The organism is Kitasatospora sp. NPDC056138 (assembly GCF_042264695.1).
Lineage (GTDB): Bacteria > Actinomycetota > Actinomycetes > Streptomycetales > Streptomycetaceae > Kitasatospora.
On sequence record NZ_JBHJVK010000020.1, the window covers coordinates 61,362 to 86,116 of the forward strand.

At 71.2% G+C, this 24,755-nt stretch carries 20 protein-coding genes and 5 pseudogenes; 11 read left to right on the forward strand and 14 right to left on the reverse strand.

Annotated features, from left to right (window positions below):
* Window positions 1-37: 37 nt before the first annotated feature.
* Both ACFC1R_RS15230 and ACFC1R_RS15235 read right to left on the reverse strand, forming a co-directional pair.
* Complete coding sequence (locus ACFC1R_RS15230) at window positions 38-1,978, reverse strand: BTAD domain-containing putative transcriptional regulator (protein WP_375938528.1); 1,941 nt, start codon at window positions 1,976-1,978, stop codon at window positions 38-40.
* A 159-nt stretch (window positions 1,979-2,137) separates the two neighbouring features.
* Window positions 2,138-3,079, reverse strand: a complete 942-nt coding sequence (locus ACFC1R_RS15235; RefSeq protein ID WP_375938531.1) for a Gfo/Idh/MocA family protein — start codon at window positions 3,077-3,079, stop codon at window positions 2,138-2,140.
* A 229-nt stretch (window positions 3,080-3,308) separates the two neighbouring features.
* Here ACFC1R_RS15235 and ACFC1R_RS15240 point away from each other — a divergent pair, with 229 nt between their 5' ends.
* Both ACFC1R_RS15240 and ACFC1R_RS15245 read left to right on the forward strand, forming a co-directional pair.
* A complete protein-coding gene (locus tag ACFC1R_RS15240; protein ID WP_375938534.1) occupies window positions 3,309-5,309 on the forward strand; it encodes a DegT/DnrJ/EryC1/StrS family aminotransferase in 2,001 nt (666 codons plus the stop codon).
* Window positions 5,306-6,142, forward strand: coding sequence for a phytanoyl-CoA dioxygenase family protein (locus ACFC1R_RS15245; RefSeq protein WP_375938537.1), 837 nt, complete (start codon window positions 5,306-5,308; stop codon window positions 6,140-6,142). Before ACFC1R_RS15240 ends, ACFC1R_RS15245 begins: the two co-directional genes overlap by 4 nt.
* A gap of 245 nt (window positions 6,143-6,387) precedes the next feature.
* Here the strand turns inward: ACFC1R_RS15245 and ACFC1R_RS15250 are convergent, their stop codons facing one another.
* The 4 genes and pseudogenes from ACFC1R_RS15250 to ACFC1R_RS15265 all read right to left on the reverse strand — a co-directional run.
* On the reverse strand, window positions 6,388-6,831 hold the full coding sequence (locus ACFC1R_RS15250) for a hypothetical protein (RefSeq protein WP_375938540.1): 444 nt from the start codon (window positions 6,829-6,831) through the stop codon (window positions 6,388-6,390).
* A gap of 104 nt (window positions 6,832-6,935) precedes the next feature.
* Entirely contained in the window at window positions 6,936-7,370 is a 435-nt protein-coding gene (locus ACFC1R_RS15255; protein ID WP_375938543.1) for an MBL fold metallo-hydrolase, read from the reverse strand.
* Window positions 7,367-7,498 (reverse strand): hypothetical protein, encoded by a 132-nt coding sequence (locus ACFC1R_RS15260; protein ID WP_375938546.1) that lies wholly within the window; start codon window positions 7,496-7,498, stop codon window positions 7,367-7,369. The genes ACFC1R_RS15255 and ACFC1R_RS15260 overlap by 4 nt, the downstream gene beginning before the upstream one ends.
* Window positions 7,489-7,797, reverse strand: a pseudogene (locus ACFC1R_RS15265) (MBL fold metallo-hydrolase); the annotation flags it as partial. The gene ACFC1R_RS15260 and the pseudogene ACFC1R_RS15265, both read right to left, overlap by 10 nt.
* 365 nt (window positions 7,798-8,162) lie before the next feature.
* On the opposite strand from ACFC1R_RS15265, the gene ACFC1R_RS15270 reads away from it, so the two are divergent.
* Window positions 8,163-11,162 carry a BTAD domain-containing putative transcriptional regulator gene (locus ACFC1R_RS15270; RefSeq protein WP_375938549.1) on the forward strand — a complete coding sequence of 1,000 codons (3,000 nt, stop codon included), beginning with the start codon at window positions 8,163-8,165 and terminating at the stop codon, window positions 11,160-11,162.
* A gap of 15 nt (window positions 11,163-11,177) precedes the next feature.
* On the opposite strand, the gene ACFC1R_RS15275 is transcribed toward ACFC1R_RS15270, so the two are convergent.
* Together ACFC1R_RS15275 and ACFC1R_RS15280 are read right to left on the reverse strand one after the other, a co-directional pair.
* A complete protein-coding gene (locus ACFC1R_RS15275) occupies window positions 11,178-11,372 on the reverse strand; it encodes a hypothetical protein (protein ID WP_375938552.1) in 195 nt (64 codons plus the stop codon).
* 110 nt (window positions 11,373-11,482) lie between these two features.
* The gene (locus tag ACFC1R_RS15280) at window positions 11,483-11,956 is read right to left on the reverse strand and encodes a winged helix-turn-helix transcriptional regulator (RefSeq protein WP_375938554.1); all 474 of its coding nucleotides are present in this window, start codon (window positions 11,954-11,956) and stop codon (window positions 11,483-11,485) included.
* A 158-nt stretch (window positions 11,957-12,114) separates the two neighbouring features.
* Between ACFC1R_RS15280 and ACFC1R_RS15285 the strand changes: the two genes are divergently transcribed.
* Window positions 12,115-12,510, forward strand: a complete 396-nt coding sequence (locus ACFC1R_RS15285; RefSeq protein WP_375938557.1) for a tautomerase family protein — start codon at window positions 12,115-12,117, stop codon at window positions 12,508-12,510.
* Between the two features lie 22 nt (window positions 12,511-12,532).
* Window positions 12,533-12,625 (forward strand): annotated as a pseudogene (locus ACFC1R_RS15290) (type I methionyl aminopeptidase); the annotation flags it as partial.
* Window positions 12,626-12,791: 166 nt separating this feature from the next.
* On the opposite strand, the gene ACFC1R_RS15295 reads toward ACFC1R_RS15290, so the two are convergent.
* The 4 genes and pseudogenes from ACFC1R_RS15295 to ACFC1R_RS15310 all read right to left on the reverse strand — a co-directional run.
* Window positions 12,792-14,687 (reverse strand): potassium transporter Kup, encoded by a 1,896-nt coding sequence (locus ACFC1R_RS15295; RefSeq protein ID WP_375938560.1) that lies wholly within the window; start codon window positions 14,685-14,687, stop codon window positions 12,792-12,794.
* A gap of 463 nt (window positions 14,688-15,150) precedes the next feature.
* The gene (locus tag ACFC1R_RS15300) at window positions 15,151-15,753 is read right to left on the reverse strand and encodes an alpha/beta fold hydrolase (RefSeq protein ID WP_375938563.1); all 603 of its coding nucleotides are present in this window, start codon (window positions 15,751-15,753) and stop codon (window positions 15,151-15,153) included.
* Window positions 15,716-16,180: pseudogene (locus tag ACFC1R_RS15305) on the reverse strand (ABC transporter permease); the annotation flags it as partial. The gene ACFC1R_RS15300 and the pseudogene ACFC1R_RS15305, both read right to left, overlap by 38 nt.
* Window positions 16,177-16,680, reverse strand: a pseudogene (locus ACFC1R_RS15310) (ABC transporter); the annotation flags it as partial. The pseudogenes ACFC1R_RS15310 and ACFC1R_RS15305, both read right to left, overlap by 4 nt.
* Window positions 16,681-16,746: 66 nt before the next feature.
* On the opposite strand from ACFC1R_RS15310, the gene ACFC1R_RS15315 reads away from it, so the two are divergent.
* The 5 genes from ACFC1R_RS15315 (at window position 16,747) to ACFC1R_RS15335 (ending at window position 20,610) form a co-directional block, all read left to right on the forward strand.
* The gene (locus ACFC1R_RS15315; protein ID WP_375938566.1) at window positions 16,747-17,730 is read left to right on the forward strand and encodes a GNAT family N-acetyltransferase; all 984 of its coding nucleotides are present in this window, start codon (window positions 16,747-16,749) and stop codon (window positions 17,728-17,730) included.
* 160 nt (window positions 17,731-17,890) lie between these two features.
* On the forward strand, window positions 17,891-18,217 hold the full coding sequence (locus ACFC1R_RS15320; protein ID WP_375938569.1) for a hypothetical protein: 327 nt from the start codon (window positions 17,891-17,893) through the stop codon (window positions 18,215-18,217).
* Between the two features lie 4 nt (window positions 18,218-18,221).
* Entirely contained in the window at window positions 18,222-19,796 is a 1,575-nt protein-coding gene (locus tag ACFC1R_RS15325; protein ID WP_375938572.1) for a hypothetical protein, read from the forward strand.
* Entirely contained in the window at window positions 19,796-20,170 is a 375-nt protein-coding gene (locus ACFC1R_RS15330; RefSeq protein ID WP_375938575.1) for a hypothetical protein, read from the forward strand. Before ACFC1R_RS15325 ends, ACFC1R_RS15330 begins: the two co-directional genes overlap by 1 nt.
* Window positions 20,171-20,322: 152 nt before the next feature.
* Window positions 20,323-20,610: a hypothetical protein gene (locus ACFC1R_RS15335; RefSeq protein WP_375938578.1), complete on the forward strand. Its 288-nt coding sequence runs from the start codon at window positions 20,323-20,325 to the stop codon at window positions 20,608-20,610.
* A 67-nt stretch (window positions 20,611-20,677) separates the two neighbouring features.
* On the opposite strand, the pseudogene ACFC1R_RS15340 reads toward ACFC1R_RS15335, so the two are convergent.
* Both ACFC1R_RS15340 and ACFC1R_RS15345 read right to left on the reverse strand, forming a co-directional pair.
* Window positions 20,678-22,120 (reverse strand): annotated as a pseudogene (locus ACFC1R_RS15340) (NF041680 family putative transposase).
* 466 nt (window positions 22,121-22,586) lie between these two features.
* Window positions 22,587-22,901 (reverse strand): hypothetical protein, encoded by a 315-nt coding sequence (locus ACFC1R_RS15345; protein ID WP_375938581.1) that lies wholly within the window; start codon window positions 22,899-22,901, stop codon window positions 22,587-22,589.
* A 746-nt stretch (window positions 22,902-23,647) separates the two neighbouring features.
* On the opposite strand from ACFC1R_RS15345, the gene ACFC1R_RS15350 reads away from it, so the two are divergent.
* Window positions 23,648-24,571: a transposase family protein gene (locus tag ACFC1R_RS15350; protein ID WP_375938584.1), complete on the forward strand. Its 924-nt coding sequence runs from the start codon at window positions 23,648-23,650 to the stop codon at window positions 24,569-24,571.
* Window positions 24,572-24,755 lie beyond the last annotated feature (184 nt).

Below are 24,755 nucleotides of genomic sequence, written 5' to 3' on the forward strand. Positions count from 1 at the left end.
CGGCGCCGGGCGCGGGAGAGGCGGTTGCCGCAGGGCGTCAACCGGCCGACGGGGCCGCCAGCCGGTGGGCCGGGCGGCGGGCGGGCGCGGCGCGGTGCCAGGCGCGGCCGCCCGCGCAGTCCGCCGGCGCTGCCCGTGCCGCGGGCGGATCGACGCGGTGCTCGGCTTCGAGCGCGTAGTCGGCGACGAACCGGTGCAGCTCGAAGCAGCCCGGCGACGGCTCGAAGACCAGGGACTCGGCGACCAGGCCGGCCAGCAGCTGCCGGCAGCGGCCCAGCGGCAACCCGGCGAGCGCGGCCGCGGCCTCGACCCGGATGCGGCGGACCGCGCCCTCGCCCAGGCGCCGGAAGAGCCGGGCCGTCGCGTCGTCGAGCACCCGGTACGAGCAGGTCAGGGCGCGGCGCAGGTCGAGGTCGGGGTCGGGGGAGAAGAAGGCGTCGAGGCTGTTCGCCGCCGTCCGCAGCTCTCCCGCGATCGACTCCAGCGGCCGGCCCGGGTTCAACGACGCGCGCGCGGCCGCGACCGCCAGGGCGATCGGCACCCCGCCGCAGGACTTGACGATCGCCTCCAGGGCCCGCGCCCGACCGGCCGTCCGGGACGGCCCGAGGTGCCGCTCGAGGACGGCACGGCCCTCTGCCACGCTGAACGGCGGCACGGACACCGGATGGGCGTGGTGGGTGACCAGCAGCTGTTCGAGCACGTTGCGGCTCGTGACGAGGGCCATGCAGCCGGGCGCCGACGGCAGCAACGGCTGGACCTGCTGCGCGTCCCTGGCGTTGTCGAGCACGATCAGGACCCTGCGGTCGGCCAGCAGGCTGCGGTACCTGCCGGTCAGACCCGGAAGGGTCGAGGGCAGGTCCCCGGCCGGCTGGCCGAGGCATTCGAGCAGGCAGCGCAGCGCGTCGGCGGGCGCGAGGGGCGCGGCCGAGTCGTCGAAGCCGTGCAGGTTCACGAAGAGCTGCCCGTCGGGGAAGCGCTCGGCCAGCAGGTGGGCCGCGCGCACGGCCAGTGCGGTCTTCCCGATGCCGGCCATGCCGTTCATCGTCGCGACGACCGGGCCGGAGGCGCCGGCCGCGAGGGCCAGGATCCGGGCCAGCCCCTCGTCCCGGCCGACGAACACCGGCAGGCCGGGCGGAAGCTGGGCCGGGTGCGGGTCCGTGCTGGTCGGCGCGGGCGCGGTGTCCTCCGGATCCGCGGTGGTGTCCGGGTGAGCGCTCTGCCGCAGCACCGCGGTCTGGGCGGCGCGCAGCGCGTCGCCGGGCTCGATGCCCAGCTCCTCCGAGAGCGTGGTCCGGATCCGCCGGTAGGTGTCGAGCGCCTCGACCTGGCGGCCGGCCGCGCCGAGCGCGCGGACCAGGGCGGCCTGGAGCCGTTCGTCCAGCGGATAGCGCTCCGCGGTGAGCCGGAGCAGGGGGAGCATCCAGTGCCCGCGGCCGATCCGGTGGTGGATCCGCGCGGCCTCCACCACCGCCTTGGCGTACTCGTTCTCGGCGGCCTGGAACAACGGGGTGTCGACGACGCTCTGCGGGCAGCCGGTGCCCACGGCGCCCCGCCGCAGCGCGAGCGCCTCGCCGTACAGGCTCGCCGCCTGCTCCCAGTCGGACCGGGCGGCGCGGTCGCGGCCGCGTTCGACGAGCCGGCGGAACACGTGCAGGTCGACGGAGCCCGGATCGACGTCCAGCCGGTAGCCGACGCTGCTGCGCAGCAGCCAGCGTCCGGAGTCGCGCCGGCCCAGCTCCGGTTCGAGCACGCGCCGCAGCGCGCTGATGTGGTGGTGGACGACGTTCGCCGCGGTGGCCGGCGGGTCGTCCTGCCAGAGCAGGTCGCTGATCTCGTGGAGCGGGACCGACTCGCCGGCCCGGATCAGCAGCAGCGTGAGCACGGCGCACTGCTGCGGGCCGCCCAGGGGGAGCGGGGCGCCGTCCAGACCGGCGCGGATCGGTCCCATGATGTCGAACGTGAAGGGGCCCTCGGACATGTCCCGTCCCGGTCGTGCGTCCAAGCCGCGGGATTCCGCGGCGCTACCCGGTGCTGTCATCCGGCACCCGCGCCGGCCTGCGAGCGGGTGTGCGGCTGATCGGTCGGCGCGAGCCGGGCCGCGCGGCCGCAGGGGCCCGCGCGGCGGCCCGAACCGCGCTCAGCCAACGGACGCCCCGGCGTAGGCGCCCGCCGGACTGAGCGCCTCGTCGATCCGGGCGCAGACCGTCTCCGCGGCCACCGCGTCCCGCCAGTGCGGCAGTTCGTCCGGCCCGCCCTGGGCGAACGCGAGGAACGCCGCCATCTCGGCGCGGTACGCCGCGGCGAACCGGGACCGGAAGTCGGGGTGCGGGCCCGGAGCGGTGAGCGGCCGGGTGTCCAGCAGCGTGCGGGAGCCGATGAGCTCGGCATAGGCCTGGCAGCCGCCCGGACTGGCCCGCTTGCTCACCACGGAGCACACCGTCCCGCAGGCCAGCGTCAACGTGGTCACCAGGAGGTCGGCCGCCGCGCCGGCGGCACTCTGCGATGCCGAGACCTCGACGACCTCGGACCCGAAGAGCCACAGGACCAGGTCGATGTCGTGGATCTGCAGGTCGAAGGCGAGGCTGCTGCCGGCGACCTGGTACCCCTGGGGCGGCGCGGCCCCGTCCAAGCTGGTGAACACGGCGAATTCGAACTGGCCGGGCCGGGCGCGGCACTCCCGTCGCAGCGCGGCGTACTCCGGGGAGAACCGGCGTTGGAAGCCGATCCGCAGGGGCACCCCGGCCGCGTCGGCGAGCGCGCCGAGGCGTGCGCTGGCCTCCGGCTGCGCCGTGCACGGCTTCTCCAGCAGCACCGGGATCCCGAGGGGCAGCAGGCCGGTGACCACGGCCGCATGGGTGTCGGTCGGCGTGCACACCACGGCCCCGTCCGCACCGGGCAGCCCGGCCGCGTCCGGGACGACGCGGCAGCCGAGTCCGGCCGAGAGCGCCGCGGCGCGCGCCGGGTCGGGTTCGACCACGGTGACGTCGGCTCCGAGTTCGACGAGATTGCGGGCGTGGGTGCTGCCGATCCTTCCGCCGCCGACGACGGCGATGCGGGGTCGGCCGGTCCGGGTGCTCATCGTGAGGACTCCAAAACTGAATCGGCTTTTCCCGTAGCCAATCAGCCGCCGATGGATGCGATCTCTATGCCGGATCGACAGCCTGCGTACACGGTGTAGATCTGGCGTTGATCCGTGGCCGGTCTACTGGCTCCGCTCACCACCGGACGGATAGGACCTGACGCCGATGAACAATGCACCATCTCCGTCGCCCGGGCGGACGGTTTCCGGCTGGCCGCGCTGGCCCGAAATGGACGAGGACACCGAGCGGGCGGTGATCAGGGCGCTGCAGAGCGGACGGCTGGCCGTCAGCGGCAGCAAGAGCATCTGGAAGTCGCAGAACGTCGCCGCCGCGGCCACCGTGGCGCGGATGTCCGGCCGTCGGCACTGCGTCCTGGTCACCAGCGGATCGAGCGCGATCGTGACCGCGCTGCACGCCCTGGGCATCGGTCCCGGTGACACCGTGGCCATGACCGCGACCACCTGGGTCAGCTGCGCCACCTCGGTGTTGCGGGTCGGAGCCACGCCGGTGTTCTTCGACGCCACCCCCGAATCGCCGTGCGGCGACCTCGCGACCCTGACCGAGGCGCCGTCGGCGATCCTCGGCATCCATCTGTACGCGCAGCACTTCGACGTGGATGCGGCCCGGGCCCGGTTCCCCGGGGTGCCGGTGGTCGAGGACGCCTCCCACACCCAGTTCGGGACGACCGCCGACGGACGCAGGATCGGCTCGCTGGGCGACGTCTCCATCCTGAGCCTCCAGGCCACGAAGATCATCACCAGCGGCGAGGGCGGCGCGGTCCTCACCGACGACCCGGAGACTGCGGCCCGGCTGGAGTCGCTGGTCATGGACTCGCGCCGGCGCACCGACGTGGTGTCGCGCACCGCTGCCAACGAGCTGGAACCGGCGCACCTGCTCCACGGGGCCAACCACTCGCCGCCCGAGTTCGCCGCGGCGCTGCTCGTCGACCAGCTGGCCAGGTTCGACCGGCAGGCGCGGCGCCGTGCGGAGGGAGCCGCGATCCTGGCCGGGGCCCTCGACGGGAGCCGGTGGTCGATGGCCGCTGACCGGAGCGCCGTCGCCGGCGGATCGTTCTACGGCGTCGCGGTGCGCGTCCCGGCCGGTGTCGGCAGTCCGGCCGAGGTGATCGCGGCCGTGGAGGCGCAGACCGGCCTGATCCTCGACTCGGTGTACCCGCCGGTCGTCGAAGGGCCGCTGTACCTGCCGGAGACCATCAAGCAGTACGCCGCCCTGCGGGCCCCCGACGCAGCGCTGCCCCACTCCCGGACCTGGCACCGTGAATACGTGGTGGTGCCGCACCACGCCTTCCTCGCCGACGAGTCCCGGCTGGTCGATCTGGCGGCCACGCTCCGGGCACTCGACCGGGAACCGGCCGCTGGTGGGCCCGCACTGCCGCAGGACCGTCCGACCATCGAGGTCGTCATGGTCACCAGGGGAGAGCGGGACACCCTGGAAGCCGCCCTGGCCGGCGTGGCGAAGCAGGACGTCGAAGCCGACGTCAGGCTGACGGTGTGGGTGGACGCGGACCAGGTCCCGGCGGCCGTCGCGGACACGGGCTGTGCCGTGGTCACCCTGGGCGCCGACGGCGTGCTGCCGGACGAGCCCTTCGCGCGGATCGCGGCGCTCCGGGAACTGGCGGCCGCCGGGTGCACCGGGGACTTCGTCGCCTTCCTCGACGACGACAACGAATGGGAGCCCGACCACCTGTCCACCCTGCTGGCCGTCGCCGACGCGGGCTATCCGGCGGCGCATTCCTGGCGGACCTTGATCGACCGTTCCGGCTCGCCCGCCACCGTGGACCGCTTCCCCTGGCTGCCGCCCTCGGAGGCCGCCGCCGAGCTGTTCGAGCAGCTGTCCGCGGTCCGGGTGCTGGAACCCGGCAGCCCGGTCGTCCGGGACCGCGCCGTGATCCCCGGGGCGGGCCTGAACGGCATGGTCGACATGGGGGCGTGGCTGTTGCGCCGCGATCTGCTGCGCCTGCTGACCTTCCGGCGCACCCGGAGCGAAGCGGAGATACAGGCCCGGGTCGGTGAGGACGACATCCTGCTGGAGCAGATCCACCGGCTGGACATCCCCGTCGGATGCACCGGGATGCCGACCCTGAGGTACCGGCTGGGCGGCATGTCCACCCCGGAGTACCGAACGCCGGAATCGCCCGTGCCGGGCGCGACGTCGGCCGCACCGTCCACGTCGGCCGCATCGGTCGTGACAGCAGAGGTGGCATCGTGACCCAGTACGTCCTCTCCCCCCGCCAGCTCTCCTCCTTCCGGCAGTTCGGCTTCCTCAAGCTGGAAGGCTTCTTCGACGCCGGAACCGTCGCCTCCCTCGAAGCGGAGGTGAGGGCGCAGCTCGCCAGTGCCTACGACCTGCCCACCGAGATCCCCGACGTGGTCACCGGCTCCATGGGCTACTACCTGCCGCTGATGGGGGAGGGCAGCGCCACGAGCCGGCGCCTCGTCGCCGGCCCGCGTCTGGTCGGGCTCGGCGAGGCCCTGCTCGACGGCCCGGTCATGCCCAAGCCGGCCAAGGGGATGCTCTACAACGACGCCTCCCCGTGGCATCGGGACGCCGCTGCTCCCGCGCTGCGCGCGGTGAAGATGGTCACCTACTTCAGTGCGCTGACCGCGGACTCCGGCGCGCTCCGGGTGATTCCGGGCTCCCACCGCGGCGAGTTCAGCGACCGGCTCACCGACTACCGGGCGGCCTGGCCGTTGGACAGCCCCCTGGACGAAGCCGGTGAGGCCGACTGGTGGCCGGGGACGAGCCTGGACTGCCGTCCGGGCGACCTCATCGTGTTCGACGTGCGACTCTGGCACGCGTCCCTGTTCGGAAGGCTCCGGGCCCAGTGGAGCGTCTCGTACGTCGCCGTCCCGGAGACCGAAGCCGAGCGGCGGGCCGCCCATGACTACATCGACCTCTTCCTGCGGGCCGGCCACGAGTACGATGCCGAGCGGTTCCCCTACTACGACCCCGACTGGAGCAAGACGGACGGCCCGGCTTTTGCGGAGGCCATGGCCGATCTCGGCCTGATCCGGGTGGACGGCGCCGCGGCGGCCGACTGACGAGGGCCCGAGCGCTGCTGCTGGGTGTCGGCCCGGACGGTAGGTCTGGACGGCGTCCGGTGGAGTGGTGCAGCAGGGATCCTGGAGTAGCCCCTGGTCATCGGGCAGCCATCGCGCAACTCTCTGAACGGGACGGCGAGTTCGTCAGGGAGGTGCGCGATGACCTTGAGCGTCGGATCAGCATGCGGAGCGTGACGAGAGCGGCGGCGAGGCAGAGGTCCACGACCTCGCCGCCGACCTCGGCATCAGCCGGGCGACGTGGCGGAGAGCCCGCGGGCGGGCGAGGCGGTCGAGGCGTTGGCCTCGGCCGGGCTGGCGGCCGTGCCCGCGCTGGCCTGGGCCGGTACGCCTTCACCCCCTCCCAGCCCGAGGGGGCCCTGCGTCCGCTGCGCGACCCGGCCGCGGTGGACGACGACCAGGACGAGCAGTAACCCCCGGCGGCCGAAGCAGTACTGCTCCCGCTCGTGCCGCAGCAAGGTCGAGCGCGCCAAGGCCAGGGCCCGCGAAGCAACGGCGGCCGAGGCCGTTGCACCCGTTGCTGCTGCTGCACCCGAACCGGTTGCCGCACCCGCTGCTGTTGCGCCTGCGGCCGCCGGCCGCCCGTTCGTCGACGGGTGCATGTCCGCGGACATCGCCCCCGGGAACAGCGTCTCCCGGTGCTCGGCCAGGAACGCGAACACGCTCCCCACCGGGATCAGCTCCCGGCAGGTCTCCCACACATCCAGCCCGACCGGTTCCCCATCCCACTGTCCCTGCACACCAGCAGTCCGGCCCCACGCCGAGTGACGCAGGGTCAGAATCCGTGATTTTCAGTGAACTTCTGGATGCCTGCGAACAGGTCTGGCATGTCGCCGATCGAGCCGCTGCTATCGGTGCGGAGCCGCGACCGGACGGATCGCGAAGTCACTCCGGAGTACCAGAAGGTGAACGCCATGTGCTCCGCCGCCGCGATCACCTCGCCGGAGAAGCTGCTGCGGGCGTCGGCGGTCGAACGAGCGCGGTCACTGCCGGGCCAGAAGTGGGTGAGCATCAGGCGCTTGGCCCCGGCGCGGGTGGCCCAGGTTCCGGCATCGACGGCGCTCATCGGATAGGGGTCGCCGCTCTCCGCTGTTGTGCTCCGGAACGTGGCTCCGGCGATGAAAAGGTCGGCGTCTGCAGCCAGTTGGGACAGGGCTGGGTCCGGCCCGGCATCGCCGCTGTAGGCGAGGGTCAGGCCGGGGGCGGTCAACCGTACGCCCGCGTGTGCGGGACATGGTGCGGCAGCAGCGCGGAGTCGAGCCGGAGCGGTCCCACCCGGTGGTTCGACGGGAGTGGGTGCACGTCGAAGACGTCGAGCAGATCCTCCGTCGGTTCCATCGTCTGACGCGTCCGATCACCCCGGGAGGGCAGTACAGCGGCAGCCGGGCGCCCCGCTCCGTCGCGAAGCAGCGCGCGCGGCACAGGGTGCTGAGGTCGGCGCAGTGGTCGGGGTGCTCAAGGGTGATCACCACGGCGTTAAACTGCGTGTTTGCGCAGTGCTCCGGCAAGCGCGGGAAGGCCGCGTAGCCCAGGTCCGGCACCAGTCGGAACCCGTCGTACTCCAGCAGGTAGCCGCTGGCGCCCCGGCCGGCCTCGGGCCAGGCCCCGCACGTCCCCAGTACCGTCAGCCTGCGCACCGGCTGATGTTCTCATGAGCGGTTCCAGCGGCCGGACTTGGGTGGCCCGGGCGCACGGCGGTCGGTACGCGGTGAAGCGATGGACCCGTCACGTGGCCGGGAAGCGCGGCGGACATTGCGTCCACCCCTACCAGCCGGCCGTCCAGCCGGACCGCTCGCCCCGGTCCGCGCGGGCCCGCGCCGATGGGCGCGGTCCCGGCGCGCCGGAAGACGGGCGCCGGCACTCAAATCGCATGCGCCCTAACCGTTCCATTCTGCTCATCCGTCATTAATATGACCGAACTGTTTCCGTGCGGAAGTGTCGCGCGATCGGCCGGAGGCCGGCCCGGTCGCGCCGGGGAAGGGAATGTGGCTTGGAGGGGGCGGTGCGGTTCAACGTGCTCGGCGCCATGCAGATCTGTCTCGACGGGGCCGACGTCCCGGTCGGGCCACCACAGCAGCAGGCCATGCTCGCCGCCTTGCTGCTCCGCTCGGGGCGAGCTGCCTCGCTGCACGAACTGGTCGGCATGGTCTGGGGCGAGGAGGCCCCGGACTCCGCCGTGACGAGTCTGCGCACCTACGTCTGGCGGTTGCGGCAGCGACTGGAACAGGGGCGCGCCACCCCGCAGTTACTGCTCTCCGCCGGGTCCGGCTACCGGCTGGCGGTGGCGCCGGCCGGCGTGGACGCCCACCGCGCCGAGGAACTGGCGGCCGAGGCGGCACGCGCCCGCGCGGCGAGGTGGCACGAGGAGTGCGCCCGGCTGCTCACCGAGGCGGTGTCACTGTGGCGGGGCGAGCCGCTGGCCGGGGTGCCCGGACCCTTCGCCGAGCAGCAGCGCTCCAGGCTCGCCGAACTGCGGCTGATGCTGCTGGAGGAGCGCTTCGATCACGACCTACTGCTGGGCCGGTACCCGTCCACCATCCCGGACCTGACCGCCTTCACCGGCGAACACCCGCTGCGGGAGCGGCCGTACGGCTTCCTGATGGAGGCCCTGTACCGCTGCGGACGGCAGGGCGAGGCGCTCGCCGTCTTCGCCAGGGCGCGGCAGCTGCTGGCCGACGAACTCGGTGTGGACCCGGGGCCGGAACTGCGCGAGCTGCACCGGCGGATCCTGGCCAACGACCTGGCGCCACGCACCGGGGCGCCCGCGCCGGTACGGATCGGCGCGGGGTCCGCCGCGCCCCCGGCCGCCGTGCCCGCGACCTCGCCCGCCCTTGCCCGTCCCGCTCAACTCCCGCCGGACACGGCGGACTTCAGCGGCCGCGAGGAAGCGGTGGCGGAACTGCGCGAGGCCCTGCTCGGCGCGGACCGGACCGCCCTGACGGTCGCCTCGGTCAGCGGGATGGGCGGCATCGGCAAGAGCACCCTGGCGCTGCGGGGGGCGCACCAGGTCAAGGGGCGCTACCCCGACGGCCAGCTCTACGCCGACCTGCGGGGTACCGGGACGGATGCGGCCGAACCCGGTGTGGTGCTGGGAAGCTTCCTGTCGGCGCTGGGAGTGCCGGGCCAGGAGATCCCCCGTTCCCTGGAGGACCGGACCCGGCTCTTCCGTACCGTGCTGGACGGCCGGAGCGTCCTGCTGCTGCTCGACGACGCCAGGGACGCCGCCCAGGTCAGGCCGCTGCTGCCGGGCTCGGCCGACTGCGCGGTCGTGCTCACCAGCCGGGCCCGCCTCGCCGGGCTGCCCGCCACCGCCCACGTCCGGCTGTGCGTGTTCGAGACCGAGGAGGCGCTGGCACTGCTCCAGCGGGTCATCGGCACCGAACGCGTCGCGGCGGAACGGGCCGACGCCGTCGAGCTGGTCACCTCCTGCGCGAACCTGCCGCTCGCCGTGCGGATCGTGGCGGCCCGGCTGGCCGCCCGGCCGGGCTGGACGGTGGCGAACCTGGTGCGCAGGCTCGGTGACGAACGCCGGAGGCTGACCGAACTCCAGGCCGGCGAGCTGGCCGTGGCCGCCGTGTTCGAGCTCGGCTACCACCAGCTGACCGAGTCCCAGTCCCACGCCTTCCGGACGCTCGCGCCCGTCACCGGGGGGAGCATCGGCCTCGGCGCGGCGGCGGCCGCCCTGGGCCTCACCGAGGACGAGGCGGAGCCGCTGCTGGAGTCGCTGGTCGACACCGCGCTGCTGGAGTCGCCGTCGTCGGGCCGCTACCGGTACCACCAGCTGGTCCAGGCCTTCGCCCGGCAGCTGCCCGCGCCGGCGGGCCGGGAACAGGACGGCGGGCGCACCGAGGTGGCCCACCGGCTGCTCAACTTCCTGCTGGGAGCCGCCGGATCGGCCTTCCAGCAGATGGTCCCGGGCGACCCCGTGCACACCACGCTCACCCCGGGAGACCCGCGCGGACCGCGCTTCACCGGCCTGGCGGACGCCCGCGCCTGGGTGGCCGAGGAGTTCGACGGGGCCGTCCACATCATCCAGCTCGCGGTGCAGGGTGGCACCGCGACACCGGAGCTGCTGGACACCGCGGCCGACCTGCTCATCGCGCTGAGTCCGTTCGGCCGGGACATCCCCTACAGCCAACTGGCCTCCGCCGCCGCGGCGGTGGCCGAGAAGGCCGTCCGCACCGGCAACGACCGTGCCGCGGGCCGGGCTCTCTTCGTGTGCGGCAACGCCGCGCTGCAGACCACCCGGCTGGCAGCGGCGAGCGCCCACATCCGGCTGGCGACCGAGGCCTGCCGCCGTGCCGGTGACACGGTCATCCTGCGTCAGACCTTCAACGACCTCGGTGCGATAGCGCAGTTCGAGCAGCGCTACGACGAAGCCGTTCACTACTTCGACCAGGCGCTGGCCCTGGCCCGGCAGATGGGCCACCGCTCGGGCGAACTCGTCACCGTGCTGAACGCGGCCATGGCCAGGCTGCGCAGTGGCCGGGCCGACGAGGCCGTGGCGGCCTGTGACGGCGCACTGCCGTTGCTGCGCGAGGTGGCCGACCACCACGGCACCGCCCACGCGCTGTGCGTGCGGAGTCTGGCCCTGCACGAGCTGCGGCGGTACCCGGAGGCGCTCGCCGGGTACCGGGAGTGCCTCGAGATCTGCGCGAGCTCGGACATCCCCGGCCAGGCGGCCCAGGCCCGCTACCGCGGTGCGGCCACGCTGCGGGCGCTCGGCCGGCTGCCGGAGGCGTACCGGGAGGCGGAGCGGGCCCTGGCCCACTACCGCACCGCGGTCGGCAGCGAGCGCGACCGGGGCCACGCACTGCTGATCCTCGCCCAGGTCTCGCTGGACCTCGGCCGTGTCGAGGAAGGGCTGGCCCACGCGGCCGAGGCGCACCTGGTGCTCGGCGGCATCGGGCTCCCCGAGGCCGCCGAGGCCGCGGCGCTGCCGGGCCGGGCCCGCTCCCTCACGCTCGCGCAGGCCACGGACGGACCGATCCCGCCGGCCTGAGCGGGAACGGCCCGATCAGACCTTGGTGTTCCACTCGGTCACGTCGCTCGGCGGCTGCGGCCCCGAGCCGCCGACGGCGACGGCGTGACCGGTGGGCACCTCGTGGGTGACAGCGGAAGCGACCGTACCGGCGGCGGCCAGCACGGCTGCTACGGCGGCCGGGACGAGTACCGCCGCACGGAATCGGCGGAACACTGCAGATCGCTTCATGAGGAGACTCCCGGTCGGTTCAAACGGTGTACTCAGGCCCTTATCCTCACCGCTCGCGATCTACGTCTCATATACGAGCTGGTCACAGGGGTTCGGTGACCGCCCCGGTGCTACGGCCGGGGCACCGGGCGGGCGCCGGGGCCCTGGACCAGCTCCACCTCGGCCAGGCCCGTCACCGGGTGTCCCCGTTCGCAGACCAGGGCCAGACGGACGTCCGCGCCGCAGTCCGCGTGCCGGTGCCTGGTGGCCGGACCGGCCGGGTCGCCCCGGTGCCGGTCGCCCCACTCCTTGAGCGAGAGCAGGATCGGGTACAGCTCGCAGCCGCGCGGGGTCAGCCGGTATCCGAACCGGGTGCGCCGGCCGGCCTCCTGGTACGGGAACCGCTCCAGCAGTCGCGACTCCACCAGCTCGTCCAGTCGCCGGCTCAACACCGCGGCCGAGACCGCCAGATGGCGCTGGATCTCGTCGAAACGCTCCAGGCCGCGTGCGATCTCCCGGACGACCAGGAGCGCCCACGGCCGTCCCACCACTTCCAGCGCGCGGCCGATGCCGCAGTTGCTGACGTCCTGTTCACCCCACTCCACGGACCCACTGTAGCCGTTCAGAGATGTTGGCTTTCGATTTGAAAGCCAGCTGCGTAGACTGCTGACCGTCCATCAGGAATTCGGGACCGGATCGCACTGCCCGTGGCGGCCGGTCATCGGTCCGGCCCGCCGCCGGCCGCCATCAGGAGGTACGTGCCATGCCGCTCGTCCGCATCACGCTCAGCTCCGACCGCCCCGCCGAGCAGCGGCCGGAGATCGCGGCTGCGGTGCACCGCGCGCTGGTCGACGCCGTCGGCATCCCGGAGAAGGACCGCTTCCAGATCGTCCAGGCCCTGCCCGCCGAGCAGATGTTCTTCGACCCCGAGTACCTCGGCGTCGACCGGCGCGACGTCGTCTGCGTGGAGATCACGCTGCGCCGGGGGCGCCCGGAGGAGACCAAGCGCGCCCTGTACCGGCGGATCGCCGAGGAGGCGGGCAAGGTCGGGGTCCGGTCCGAGGACGTCCTGGTGGTGCTGACCGAGAACGGTTCGGCGGATTGGTCCGCAGGCCGCGGTGAGGCCCAACTGCTCGACCTGGAGCAGCAGATGAGCTGACGCCGGACGGTGGGGGTCGGTGGCTGGCCGCTCGGCCGGCTACGGGATCCCCGCCGACTTCGGCGGCCACGGCGTGGGCCGCGGCATGCACGAGGACCCGCACGTCTCTCGACGGGTGGGATCAGTGGCCTGCGTCCGTGAAGGTGCCTCACCGAACGAGGTGTCTGTTCAAACGGCGCCAATGACATGCCCCGGCCGACCGCGCGGCCCGATCCTCGGCCGGGCCTCGACTTGGCCGCCGAGCGGTGCGGGTCTGATGTGGCCGTCCGTAGCCGGTGCGCCTACACCTCGATGTGCGAGCCCATGATGACGGTGCGCTCGCGGGGGAGGCCGAAGTACTCGGCGGCGTCGGCGGTGATGTAGGAGGTGGCGATGAACAGGCGCTTGCGCCAGGGCGCCATCGTCGGCTCCTTTCCACGCCGCAGCTCGATCTTCGACAGGAAGTAGGACGTCTGGTCGAGCTGCAGCCGGCCCTCCGCTTCGGTCGGATCGAGCATCACCAACGTGGTGGGCACGTCCGGTGTCTCCATGTAGCCGAACCGGGCGGTGACGTGGATGATCCCGTCGTCGGCGTAGCCGAGGTCGTCGACGGCGATCCGCTGATCGGCCGGTACGCGTGGCACGGTCTCGGTCTCGATGGAGAGGATCACGACGTGGTCGTGTCGTACGTGGTTGTGTTCGACGTTGGCCCGCAGGGCCAGCGGCGCGGTCTGTTTGCCCCGGTTGAGGAAGACGGCCGTGCCGGGGACCTGGAGCGCCGGCACCTCCCCGCTGTGGAGGTCCTCGACGAACTCGCGCAGCGGGCCTTCATGCCGTGCTCGCTCGGCGGTGACGATCGCGCGGCCGCGCTGCCAGGTCGTCATGACGGTGAACGCGGTGATGCCAATCAGCAGCGGCAGCCACGCGCCGTGGAGGAGCTTGGTCGCGTTGGCCGCCACGAACAGCAGGTCCACGGCGAGCAGCAGCGTCGCGCCGACCGCGACGAGCCACACCGGTGTGCCCCAGCGGGCGCGGGCGACGCAGAAGAACAGCAGGGTGGTGATGGTGATGGTGCCGGTGACCGCCATGCCGAAGGCGAACGCGAGTGCCGTGGAGCTGCGGAAGGCGAAGACCAGGGTGAGGACCGAGACCATCAGCAGCCAGTTGATCCAGGGGACGTAGATCTGACCCATGGTCGACTCGGAGGTGTACGCGATCCGCAGCCTCGGCAGGTAGCCGAGCTGGGCGGCCTGGGAGGCGACCGAGTACGCGCCCGTGACGACCGCCTGGGAGGCGATCACGGTCGCCGCCGTGGCCAGCACGACCAACGGCAGCCGTCCCCAGCCGGGCGCCAGCAGGAAGAACGGGCTGGTGATGTTGTGCGGGTCCCCGAGGATCAGTGCGCCCTGGCCGAGGTAGCTCAGTACGCACGCGGGGAACACGAGGAACAGCCAGCCGCGGGTGATCGGCCGGCGGCCGAAGTGCCCCATGTCGGCGTAGAGCGCCTCGGCGCCGGTGACCGCGAGCACGACCGCGGCCAGGGCGAAGAAGGCGGTCCCGAAGTGGCCGAACAGGAAGCCCAGGGCGCAGCTCGGCGACAGTGCCTTGAGGATCTGTGGGTGGTTGGCGATGCCGGACACTCCGCACGCACCGATGGCCACGAACCAGGCGATCATCACGGGCCCGAACACCCGGCCCACCGCTGCGGTGCCGCGGCGCTGGACCAGGAACAGCAGCACGATGATCGCCGCGGTGAGCGGCACCACCGCGCCCGCCAGCGACGGCTCCACGACCTTCAGCCCCTCGACCGCGGACAGCACCGAGATCGCCGGGGTGATCATGCTGTCGCCGAAGAACAGCGAGGCGCCGAAGATGCCCAGTGCGGCCAGCACCGCGGTGGTCTTGCGGCCCCGCGGTGAACTCCACCGCTGGAGCAGGGTGATCAGCGCCATGATGCCGCCCTCGCCCTCGTTGTCGGCGCGCATCGCCAGCAGCACGTAGGTGACCAGCACGATGACCACCACCGACCAGAAAACGAGCGACACCACCCCGTACACGTTCTCCGTGGTGACCGGGACGGGGTGAGGGTCGTCCGGGTTGAACACGGTCTGGAGCGTGTAGATCGGACTGGTCCCGATGTCGCCGAAGACCACACCCAGGGCGCCCACGACCAGCGCGAGGCGCGCCGTGTTCTGCACGCCTGGATGCTGAACCTCCGTCGGCTGCGGTGCAGCACCGTGATCGGCCAAGGGTGACCTCCTCCGTGCGAGCTGCTGTGACGCAGCCCGGGTGCATCAGTGCGGACGATGATCGCACGCGCGACCACCGGGGTAGGCGCGCCGCGTCGTCGAGTTGGTCGAAAGCCGGCGCCTTGCCGGATCCGTGGAGGCTCTTGCAGTGTCCGACTGGCGTGTGCGCCCGGTGCGCGCGAGCAAGCGCCCGCTTTCCCGACCTGTACGGCCGGCGGACTGCGCCGATGCGCCGGAGTGCTCGATGGGCCCCGGGTTCGAGCCGGGAGCGAGTCCGTGCGCCTCTCGGTGGAGCGCTCGATGGTGGACGCCCCCGTGTACCGCGAGGGCCGCCGGACAGAAGTCCCGGGGCGATCGAGGTGGGCGACGGTGGCGAGGACGCGTAGTCGTCGCCAAGCGGCTGGTCCAGCCCTCAGTGGTTCGCACGGCCGGGGGTGGCGACCTCGCGTACGGTTTCGGCGACGGCGGGGAACTCCGTCTTGAGGATCGCATCGTGGTTGCTCGCGACCTTCGCACTGATCTTGATGTTCGTGTTGCGGACGGTCACCGCGTTGAGGCCGGCGCGGATCCGCTCCTGCTCGTCACCGCGGCTTCCGGGGGACGTCCCCGAAGCGACCACGTACCGCGCCGGGACGGCGATGTCGTCCAGGACGGGAGCCAGCTCGTGCTCGCGGGCGATCCTGCCGAGTTCGATGTTGCAGTTCGCCATCTGTTCAGCAGTCATCCGCGGAGTCAGGCCCGTCGGGCGCAGCAGCGCCATCGGCAAGGAGAACCGCCGGAACTGCTTCCGGATCCGCTGCTCCATCGCCTCGTCGAGCCAGTCGTACGGTTGCGTGCCCTCGACCATGACCGCGCCCAGGGCGCGCTGCGGGTTGTGGCTGGCCCAGTGTGCGGCGACGAACGCCCCGTAGGACCAGCCCACCACCAGCGCCCGCTGCACGCCCCGGGCCGCGAGGAGGGCGTCGACGTCGCGGACGCACGCTGAACGCCGCGAGCCAGTCCAGGACGGTGGCATCGTGGGGGCGGAAGCCGATGGCCAGGGCGACGGCACCGACGAGGACCACGCTGGCGATGCACTGCAGCACGCTACCGACGACGTGCCCGATGATCACGGAGCCGCGGTGGATCGCCAGCGTACGGAAGCGGGCGACGAGGCCCTCGCTCATGTCCATGGAGATGTGCACCGCGGCCCCGATCACGGTGCTGCCGATGGTCATCATCAGGATGCCCGGGACGATGTAGGCGATGTACTCGGAGCGGCCGGCGCCGTGGCCGCCGATGCCCGAGCTCATCACGTCGCCGAAGATGTAGACGAAGAGCAGCAGCATCATGATCGGCGCGAGCAGCAGGTTCAGGGTTGCGGACGGGTAGCGCCGCGCGTGCAGCAGATTGCGGCGCAGCATCGTGTTCGAGTCGTGGACGGCGAGGGAGAAGGCGCTCATCGGACGCTCTCCTTGGGCTGGTTGGGGGCGCTGGCCGGGCCGGTGAGGGCGAAGAACACGTCGTCGAGGTCGGGGGTGTGCACGGTCAGCTCGTCCGCCTCGATGGTGGCGGAGTCCAGCCGGTCGAGGATGGCGCGCAGTTCGCGCTGGCTGCCGTCGCTGGGGATCTGCAGTGCCAGCGCTTCGTCGTTCCGGGCCGCCTCGCGCAGTGCGGAGGCAGCCGACTGGTACGCGGACGGGTCGGTGAAGCGGAGCCGGACGTACCCGCCGGGGATGAGCCGCTTCAGCTCCTCGGCGCTCCCTTCGGCGGCGATCTTGCCGCCGTTGAGCACGGCGATGTGGTCGGCGAGTTCGTCGGCTTCGTCCAGGTACTGGGTGGTGAGGAAGACGGTGACGCCGCCGGTGACGAGTTGGCGGATGATCTGCCACATGTTGTGACGGCTGCGGGGGTCGAGGCCGATGGTGGGCTCGTCGAGGAAGATGATCCTCGGGTTGCCGACCGGCCGCAGACGACCGCGGCGTGAATAGGGTGGCGGACCTGCCTCGAAGTTCGAGAACATCCGGTCATGTTGGATGGCACGGCAGGACAGGACCTTCCGGTCGGCTTCGGGTTCCGGCCGTATCGCGGCGACGAAGACCACGGCGCCATGGCCGCGGTGCGGCTGGGATGTGTTGAACGGGACCGGGTCGATGTCCGTTCGGTTGTGGAAGGGCTCCCGACAGCGGCCGAGATCGCCGAAGCTTCCGCCAAGTTGGAGGAGCCGTCCAAGAACCAGATCCTGGTGGTGCTCGACGGGAGCGTCGTCGGCTACTCGACGATCCGGTGGTGGCAAGAGCGGGACGATACGTGGCTGTACCTGCACCGCGGCTACCTCTTGCCCGAACATCGCGGCCAGGGCATCGGCTCAGCCATGCTGAGCTGGGCCGAAGAGCGGATCCGCCAGCTCGTCAAACAGCATGGAACGGCGCGGACGGCAGTGATCGGCGCGAACGCCATGGCCTCCGAGCAGGACGCCACGGCGCTGCTGCGCGCAGCCGGCTACCGACGTGTCTTCAGCCTGGTCGAGCTGGAGCTGGGCGATCTGCAGCAGGTGCCCGAGCCGGGCAGCGAACTGCCAGCCGGGATACGGACAGGGCCGATCGGGACGAGCCACTACCGCGCAGCCTGGAGGACGGTCGTCGATTCGTACGCGGACACAGGCTTCGCTCAGAGATGGCCTTTCCAGGACTTCGTCGACACCGCCGACCCGGCATGCTGGAGGGCTGCCTGGAACGGGCAGGACATGGTCGGCGTCGCCCTCTGCTCCATCCGCCGTCACGACCACACCGTGGGCGAGGTGGAAGAGCTGAGTGTCCGGACGGACCAGCGACGCCTCGGAATCGGCCGGGTCCTACTGCTGGACGGGCTGCGGAGCCTGCGCGAGCAGGGTGCAACGACCGCCCGGCTGTTCACGGGCACGGCAAACCCGCACCGGTCCTACGACCTTTACGAGAGTGTGGGGTTCCGGCGGCAGAACGAGTACGTCCGTTACCGCAAGCCGCTTGCTTGATCACCGGTCATCGGGCTGTCTGGTCAGTCCACAGGATTTGACAATGCCTCGGCCGAAGCCATGAGCGCTCAACAGTTCATCACCAGGACTGTCGCCGGGTCACTGCCACCGGACCAAGATCGATATGATCACGAGCCACGTCCAGAGAGCATTACGGGGGATGACGATAAGTTTGGGGTCAGGGCAGGCCGGCTACGGCGTCCACCTCGACATGATGGATCAGATGGCCGGCCAACTGCACCAGGTGTCGACCGACCTGGCGGGGGCCACCTCTGCGTACACCGCGCCGGTCTGCTACGCGAAGTCGGACTTCGGGGAGTTCGGCGTCGACGACGCGTGGCAGGCCTTCGACTCCGCCTGGGCGCAGGAGATCGCGCTGGCCCAGAAGGCCGTGGACGAGCTGGTGCAGCAGGTCACCCAGACCACCGCCAACTACCGTACGGCCGAGGCCAACGTCGCTTCCTCCGTCACCGGGGCGGTGCGGTGACGGCATGAGCAAGGTGAAGGATCTTCAGAACGCCCAGAGCGACCTCAAGGACCTGGGCTGGTTCGACAACGACAGTGATCTGCTGGACATCGTCCACCATGCACTCGGGGTCGGTGGTCCGGCGGGATCGCCGGCTTCCGTCCGCGAGCGGGCGAAGGCGTACGCCGATGCGGCCGCCGGCTTGCAGAAGGCGTCCGACGATCTCAACAAGGTGGCCGGCGACCAGCTCCCGCAGGCGTGGAAGGGAGCCGTGGCCGAGAACGCGGGACAGGCGATATCCGCCCTGGCATCGGAGTTCGCGCTCTCCCAGCAGACCCTGACCAAGGCCGCGGCCGCCCTCAACACCTGGGCGGACGACCTGGAGAGGGGCCAGCGCGAGGACCCGCCGGGGTGCGACCAGCTGCACGCCGCCGAGAAGGGCGCCAACAAGGACGACTCCTGGTTCGATGTGAGCCAGACCCCGCGCGACGCCGCCGACAACGGGATAGCCACCCGGCTCCGGGTCGCCCAGTACGTCGAGGCGGGCGGGACGGAGACCGCGAGCACCCTGAACCAGCTCGCGTCACAGGCCCGCGCGGAACGGATGGGCGGTGGTTCGTCCGACCCGCTCTCGGCCGTCGTGCTGGCCAATGCGCAGACCGACGCCGGCAAGGGCTCCGGCACCTCGTACATCCTGACGGACAACCAGCTGACCCGGGCGAACCAGGTCCTGGCCGGCATGAGCCCGTCTGACCAGGCCAGGTTCAAGACCCTGCTGGCCAACGCCAAGTCGCCGGAGGAGGCCGCCTTCCTGAGGAAGGCCCTGGCAGCCGGGCACTCCATGGACGAGGTCGAGCAGTTCGACGGACTCATCCACCCGCACGGCGACGACCCGGCCTGGCTCGCCCAGCACCTCGTGCCGGCAACGGACAGCGACAGCACGGACGGGCGGCACATCGCCGCCTACGACGGGCAGAACTCCCACCCGGCCAAGGGCGGAAAGGGGTACTACAACTTCTACTCCCAGGGCGGCACGGGCGACTGCGTGGCGGCCTCGACGGTGATCGCGCAGGCGCGGCTGGACCCGACGCTGATGCTCAACCTCACTACCGGCAACACGCCGGATGTTCCCGGTGCGGACTCTCCCGACAACTTCCAGCATCGGCTGGAGGACTACTACGTAGGACAGTACATCCAGGGCCAGACGGCCGACGGGCAGAAGCAGACGTACCCGAAGAAGGACAACGGAATCGGCCCCAAGGGCGAGAACGCCCTGGCCAACCAGGACATCAGCACGGCCACCGGGGTCCCGTACGAGCACGTCGGGCTCAGCAGCGCCGACGACCGCCGCAACGCTCTCTCGCGCATCGACAACGCCTTGGACCAGGGCCTGCCCGTGCCCATCAACGTGAACCGGAAGGGGTCCAAGGAGGGTCACCAGATGGTGATCATCGGGCGCGACGGCGACCGGCTCGAGGTCTACAACCCGTGGGGCTTCACCGAGTGGGTCACGGCCGACCAGTTCGTCAACAGTCAGCTCGGCAACCTCACTGACAAGGACAATCTGGACACCGCCGTCGGATTGGAGCTTCCCAAGTGATGAACGTCCGTCAGGATTCCGAACTGGCCGGCCTCGATGTCCCCGCCGCCATCACCCGCGGGCTGATGCTCGACGGCGGACCGCGCCGGGCGCTGTTCACCGAGGCGGCGATCGCAGCCTGCCGTCAGGCCGAGCAGGCGGGAATCGGCCCGTACCCGCTCGGCTTCCTGGCGCAGCACGTCCGGGTCGGCGGGATCGCCGCCGCGCTCGAGCTGCCGGAACCCGTCATCGGTCAGGAGGGCGCCGACCTCGTCCGCAGGTGGCTGCGCGCGGCCGCGATGAGCGCAGCCGAGGTTGAGGAGGAGCGGCTCTTCGCCCGTTGGCTCGGTCAGGTCGCCACCCTGATGTCGGTCCGCCGACGGGCGTACGCCTGATGGCTACTCGTCGCCTTGCCGCTCTGGCAGTCTCCGCCGCCCTCGTCTGCGGCGTGGCAGCCGCCTGTTCCGACTCCGCGCAGTCGCCGAGGGCGGTCATCACTCTTCCCCGCGACGACCAGGGCGCCGATCAGGTATCCAGGAGCGACAGCGTGAGCCTCGCCGTCGGCGAGACCTTCGCCGTCGACTGGACCCGGACGGACTACTCACACCAGTGGTTCCCGGACGATCGCAGGGATCACGTCCTGAAGGCCACGGACTCGGACAGCGGGGACTGCACGGCCGACGCGGCCGGCTGCGCCGACGCCACCCGCACGACGTACACCGCACTGGCCCGTGGGACGGCAACGGTGACCTGGCGGTTCGAGAGCTGTGGCCACGCCGGCCCACAGCCGTGCGTCGCCCTGACCACCAAGACCATCAGCGTGACGGTCCGCTGAAAGGACGAAGGGCGTCACCGCATCAGCGGTGACGCCCTTCTGGTGGGCTGCTCAGCTAGTTCTTTATCTACCAAGATCGTCCGGGCTTGCCGATGGCCTTGAGGTTCTCGGGGCGTTTGACGGTCTTGCCGACGTCGTAGCGGGGTGCGCGGTGTTTGTTCCTGGCACCGGGTGGCCGTCCGGGGCCTGTGCCTCTGGGTTTGGGAACACGGGTCGGGCAGGTGAGGTGGGGGCGGATGTTCCTGAATCCCCGGCGGACCCGGGCCGGGGTGGGGCGGTCGGCGGTGGTGGGTTTCTCCCAGGGGCGGCGGAGGTCCGCGGCGAGTGGTCGGGCGAGCCTGAGCTGGGTGTGGGCGACGATGAGGATCCAGGTCCAGCGGTCCGCGGCCTCGGGGGTGCGGGGTTTCGGGGTGGTCCAGCCGAGGGTCTGTTTCGCGAAGCGGAAGGTGTGCTCCAGGTCGAAGCGGCGGAGAAATGCCTGCCAGAAGCGGTCCACGTCCTGTGGGATGGCGCCGGTTTTGGAGGACCACAGCCATACCGGTGGGGCGTCTCGTTCCTTCGACAGGTGCTCGACCTTCAGCCGGATCGACGTTCCCTCCACCAGGGGCAGTTCACCTTCGTGGTCGAGCCAGGAGGAGCGGTGGGTGAGCCGTGGGTGGACCCGGTCCCATGCCTGGGTCACGGCCTTGCCGTGGTTGGCGGTGTCGGTGACCGTGGTGATCGCGGGCTCGGGCCAGGTCTCCGGCTTGGCGAAGCGGAATTCCGGGCCGTGCCTGGGCGGCCGGCCGGTGACGCCGTGCATCCTCGGTGGTTTCGGCAGGCGCATCACGCGATCGGAGCGGACCCGGCCGACCAGTTCGACCGGCAGATCGCGCAGGACCCAGGCCAGTCGGGTGACGTCGTAGCCGGCGTCGCTGACGATCACGACGTGCGGGTCCCCGGCCTGCCACTGGCCGCGGTGATGAGCCGCTCCACGACACCCCGCAGTTGGGCGGCGGTGACCGCGGTCGCGTCGTCCGCCGGACCGAGCCGGACCGCGTCCAGGATCGCGGTCCAGGACGTGGCACCCGGCTCCAGCACGGCCACGAAGGAGTAGGGCCAGCCCGGAATGAACTGCGAGGCTGTCTTCGCCCGGCCGTAGACGTGGCAGAACAGCCGCTCCGCCGAGCACGGCGCGTCCGAGCGCAACCACGGCGACACATCGACGGCAAGGACCAGGCGCCCGCCCTCGAATCGCGGCAGTGGCAGCCCGGCCAGCACCGTCCGCAGCCGGACGACGTCGATCCGGCCGTGGTTCAGGCCGCCGTACATCGCTCCGTGCCCACGACGGTGCTCCGGGCGACAGCGTCAGGTCCACCGGGGACTTCACCGCACCGTCCGCACACAGCACCGCGTCGGTGAGTTCGAACAACCCGTCACGCCGGGCGGTCAGACACCCGTAGAACTCTCCCCGGAAGCGTGACGCTTCCGCGAACGCTTCCCGCCGGACAGCATCAGGCAGCAGACTCACCCTCACGGCCTTCGTCGTGGTCACGTGCACCTTGGTCGGAGCACAGGATCATACGAAGGCCGCCCTCATGTCCGGCGAATCCCCATGTGAGCGACACCGTTCGAGGCTGGAAGAAAAAGAACAAGCTTAGTGCCAGTAGCTGAAGGAGCAACTTGGGGGCAGCTCGCAAGGCTCAGCAGGATCCAGCAGGGCGATCACTGCGCAGAAGGCGAAGAACACCAGGAGGATGAGCAGGAAGGCCAGACCCGCTGGATGACGCCTGGCGAACCGCCGCCACCAGGGCCCGGCCTCCGCCCCGTCGGCTCTCTTCTCATCGTCCACGATTCCCCCTGAGGCGCGCGTGGTGGAGACACAGTCATCCCGGTACGTGCCGTCTGGACCGACCACGATGGCGGCCCTTGCACGGCCTGCTGACGAGCCGTCGGTCACCTGCCGCGTCCGGGGTCGTCCGTGAAGGACCAACCGGTCAGCGGGTGCACTGGATGGTGACCTCCGCCAGCCAGTCAGCGCTGACCCCTTCGATGTTCGGTGCACCCAGCGGCACGCACTGGCTCGTGCTGTAGCCGGCGTTGGCGGCCTCCTGGCGCGCCTTGGCGTACGCCTGCTGGACTGCCGCGTCCAGGCTCGTGGCAAAGCTCCCGGCGGAGAAGACGGCCTGGGTGGCGGGCGCCGCCGTGGCGCGGGTCGTCGAGATGCCGGCCGCCGAAGCGGGCACAGCGGCAGTGAGCAGGACGGTCCCGGCGACGACAGTGGTGGCGAGCAGACAACGGATCGACCTCATCGTGGTGTCCCTTCGTCGGCCTTCCAATGCGTCGGTGGCTCCCTCCATTCAGGCAGTTCCGAGCCCTCCTGTCATCAGCCAAGACAAATGAAGTCAACTAATGGCCGGATTCTCATTCATCTTGGTTGGTCGACTGCTTCGCCAGCAGGCCTCGCCCAAGTGGCCTTATCAGCACGTGACTTGATCGCTCCGCGCGGTGCTCCCGCCGATGCGACGGACCGGGCACCGGCCAAGCTCTCAGGAGCTTGCTGCGCGCACCCGGCCAAAGCAATCGCCATCACCGGGTGGTCAGGTCCAGTCGGTTTCGGGCGCTTGAACGATCAGCAGGTCAGCGCGGCGCTGCATCAGTTTGCGCTCGCAGGCCTGATGAGGACGAAGACCACCGTGACGCGACCCAGCAGTCCGCCGTCCGCAGGAGGGGCTTCAACTGCCCGGGATGGGTGGGCCGTCCACTCCTCGGGGCGCGCAATGCTCATCGGACCGGAATCGTCCTGGCCGCCCTGATCCTCTGGCTCCGCGAGCCAGCCAGGTGAGCATTTGTCAGATACGGCCTAGCAGGCGCCGGGTCGCCAGTTCCCGGAATCCACTGGTGGCTGCTGAACCGCAGGTGCTGTCCGCCTGTCTTCGGTCCTACCCGGATCCGAGGCGCGAGCGACCGTGCCGGGGCAGGCCAGCCTCTAACGACCTGGTGCGTGATTGCGGCAGCGATGTGACCAGCGTTGTTGTGGGCGGCATGATCTGACGGTGTGACGATCAAGGTGAACCGCGCGGTCCTCGGCCATCGGGTGCTGACCGGCGTCTCGCGGCGGTATCTGGCGAATGTGGTCGTCGAACTGGCCACTCCGTGGCAGGCCGTGGTCGAGGGCCGACGCGACGCTTCCCGTGGTGGAGCACGGCAACGGGCGGCCGGCGCGGGTGCCAGGCATCGGCTGGTGTTCGTCGACCGGGTGACCGTCACAGTCATCCACCTGCGCCACGACCTGCCCCATGCCGTCCTGGCCCTGCTCTTCGGAGTCGACCGCTCCACCGTGACCCGGGCAATCGGCGAGGTCAGGGGCCTGCTCGCCGCCCGTGGCTTCGCGGTGCCCGACCGTCCCGGGGTCCGGCTGCGGACCCTGGCAGACGTCTTCGCTTACGCCCAGGCCGAGGGCGTCGTGCTGCGACTGGACGCCACCGAGGTCCAGGTCCGCCGCCCGGCCTCGCGCCGGGGCGGGCGGCGGGCCTTCGTCTCCGGCAAGAAGAAGCAGAACACGATGAAGGCCACCGTCATAGCCGACGCGAAGGGCCGCACCCTTTGGGCCGGCAACCTTCGCCCCGGACGCATGCACGACACCACCGCGATACGCGGAGAGGGCATCGACGACCTCTTCCGACAGTTCCCCGAAGTCCAAGTGCTTCTCGATGACGGCTACTTGGGTCTGCGGAGGGACCATCCCGGCAAGGCGGTCACACCACCGAGGAAGCCGAACAAGATCGCCGCACCGGAGGTTCACGAGGCCCGGGAGCAGGCCCGCCACGAGCACTCGTCCCAGCGCATCCCCGTGGAGCACGCCCTCGCCGACCACAAACGCTGGAAGGGTCTGGCGCGCTGGACCCACCGCCGCGACACCCTCCCGGCCACCTACCTCGCCGTCGCAGGCCTCGTCTCCGACCGCACCGCCACCACCTGACAACAGCCGTCGCTCAGGCCGTCACATCGCCGCCGCAATCACGCACCAGGTCGTTAGTGGTCGGCTCCGGAAGTCCTTCGGAGGTTGGCCCCGCTGGGCCTGACGGATGTGTTCACCGGTCGGCGTCGAAGGACAGCGCGATGAAGCTCGACCACAGCGAGCCAGCCCGGTTCCGAGCCACTGA

Bases quoted from the DNA above. Each gene is read 5' to 3' on its own strand.
- ACFC1R_RS15275 (WP_375938552.1), bottom strand. From the start codon at position 11,372: ATGAAGCGATCTGCAGTGTTCCGCCGATTCCGTGCGGCGGTACTCGTC.
- ACFC1R_RS15330 (WP_375938575.1), top strand. From the start codon at position 19,796: ATGAACGTCCGTCAGGATTCCGAACTGGCCGGCCTCGATGTCCCCGCC.
- ACFC1R_RS15325 (WP_375938572.1), top strand. From the start codon at position 18,222: ATGAGCAAGGTGAAGGATCTTCAGAACGCCCAGAGCGACCTCAAGGAC.
- ACFC1R_RS15240 (WP_375938534.1), top strand. From the start codon at position 3,309: ATGGACGAGGACACCGAGCGGGCGGTGATCAGGGCGCTGCAGAGCGGA.
- ACFC1R_RS15320 (WP_375938569.1), top strand. From the start codon at position 17,891: ATGACGATAAGTTTGGGGTCAGGGCAGGCCGGCTACGGCGTCCACCTC.
- ACFC1R_RS15230 (WP_375938528.1), bottom strand. From the start codon at position 1,978: ATGTCCGAGGGCCCCTTCACGTTCGACATCATGGGACCGATCCGCGCC.
- ACFC1R_RS15345 (WP_375938581.1), bottom strand. From the start codon at position 22,901: ATGAGGTCGATCCGTTGTCTGCTCGCCACCACTGTCGTCGCCGGGACC.
- ACFC1R_RS15235 (WP_375938531.1), bottom strand. From the start codon at position 3,079: ATGAGCACCCGGACCGGCCGACCCCGCATCGCCGTCGTCGGCGGCGGA.
- ACFC1R_RS15300 (WP_375938563.1), bottom strand. From the start codon at position 15,753: ATGCCACCGTCCTGGACTGGCTCGCGGCGTTCAGCGTGCGTCCGCGAC.
- ACFC1R_RS15285 (WP_375938557.1), top strand. From the start codon at position 12,115: ATGCCGCTCGTCCGCATCACGCTCAGCTCCGACCGCCCCGCCGAGCAG.
- ACFC1R_RS15315 (WP_375938566.1), top strand. From the start codon at position 16,747: ATGTTGGATGGCACGGCAGGACAGGACCTTCCGGTCGGCTTCGGGTTC.
- ACFC1R_RS15260 (WP_375938546.1), bottom strand. From the start codon at position 7,498: ATGGAACCGACGGAGGATCTGCTCGACGTCTTCGACGTGCACCCACTC.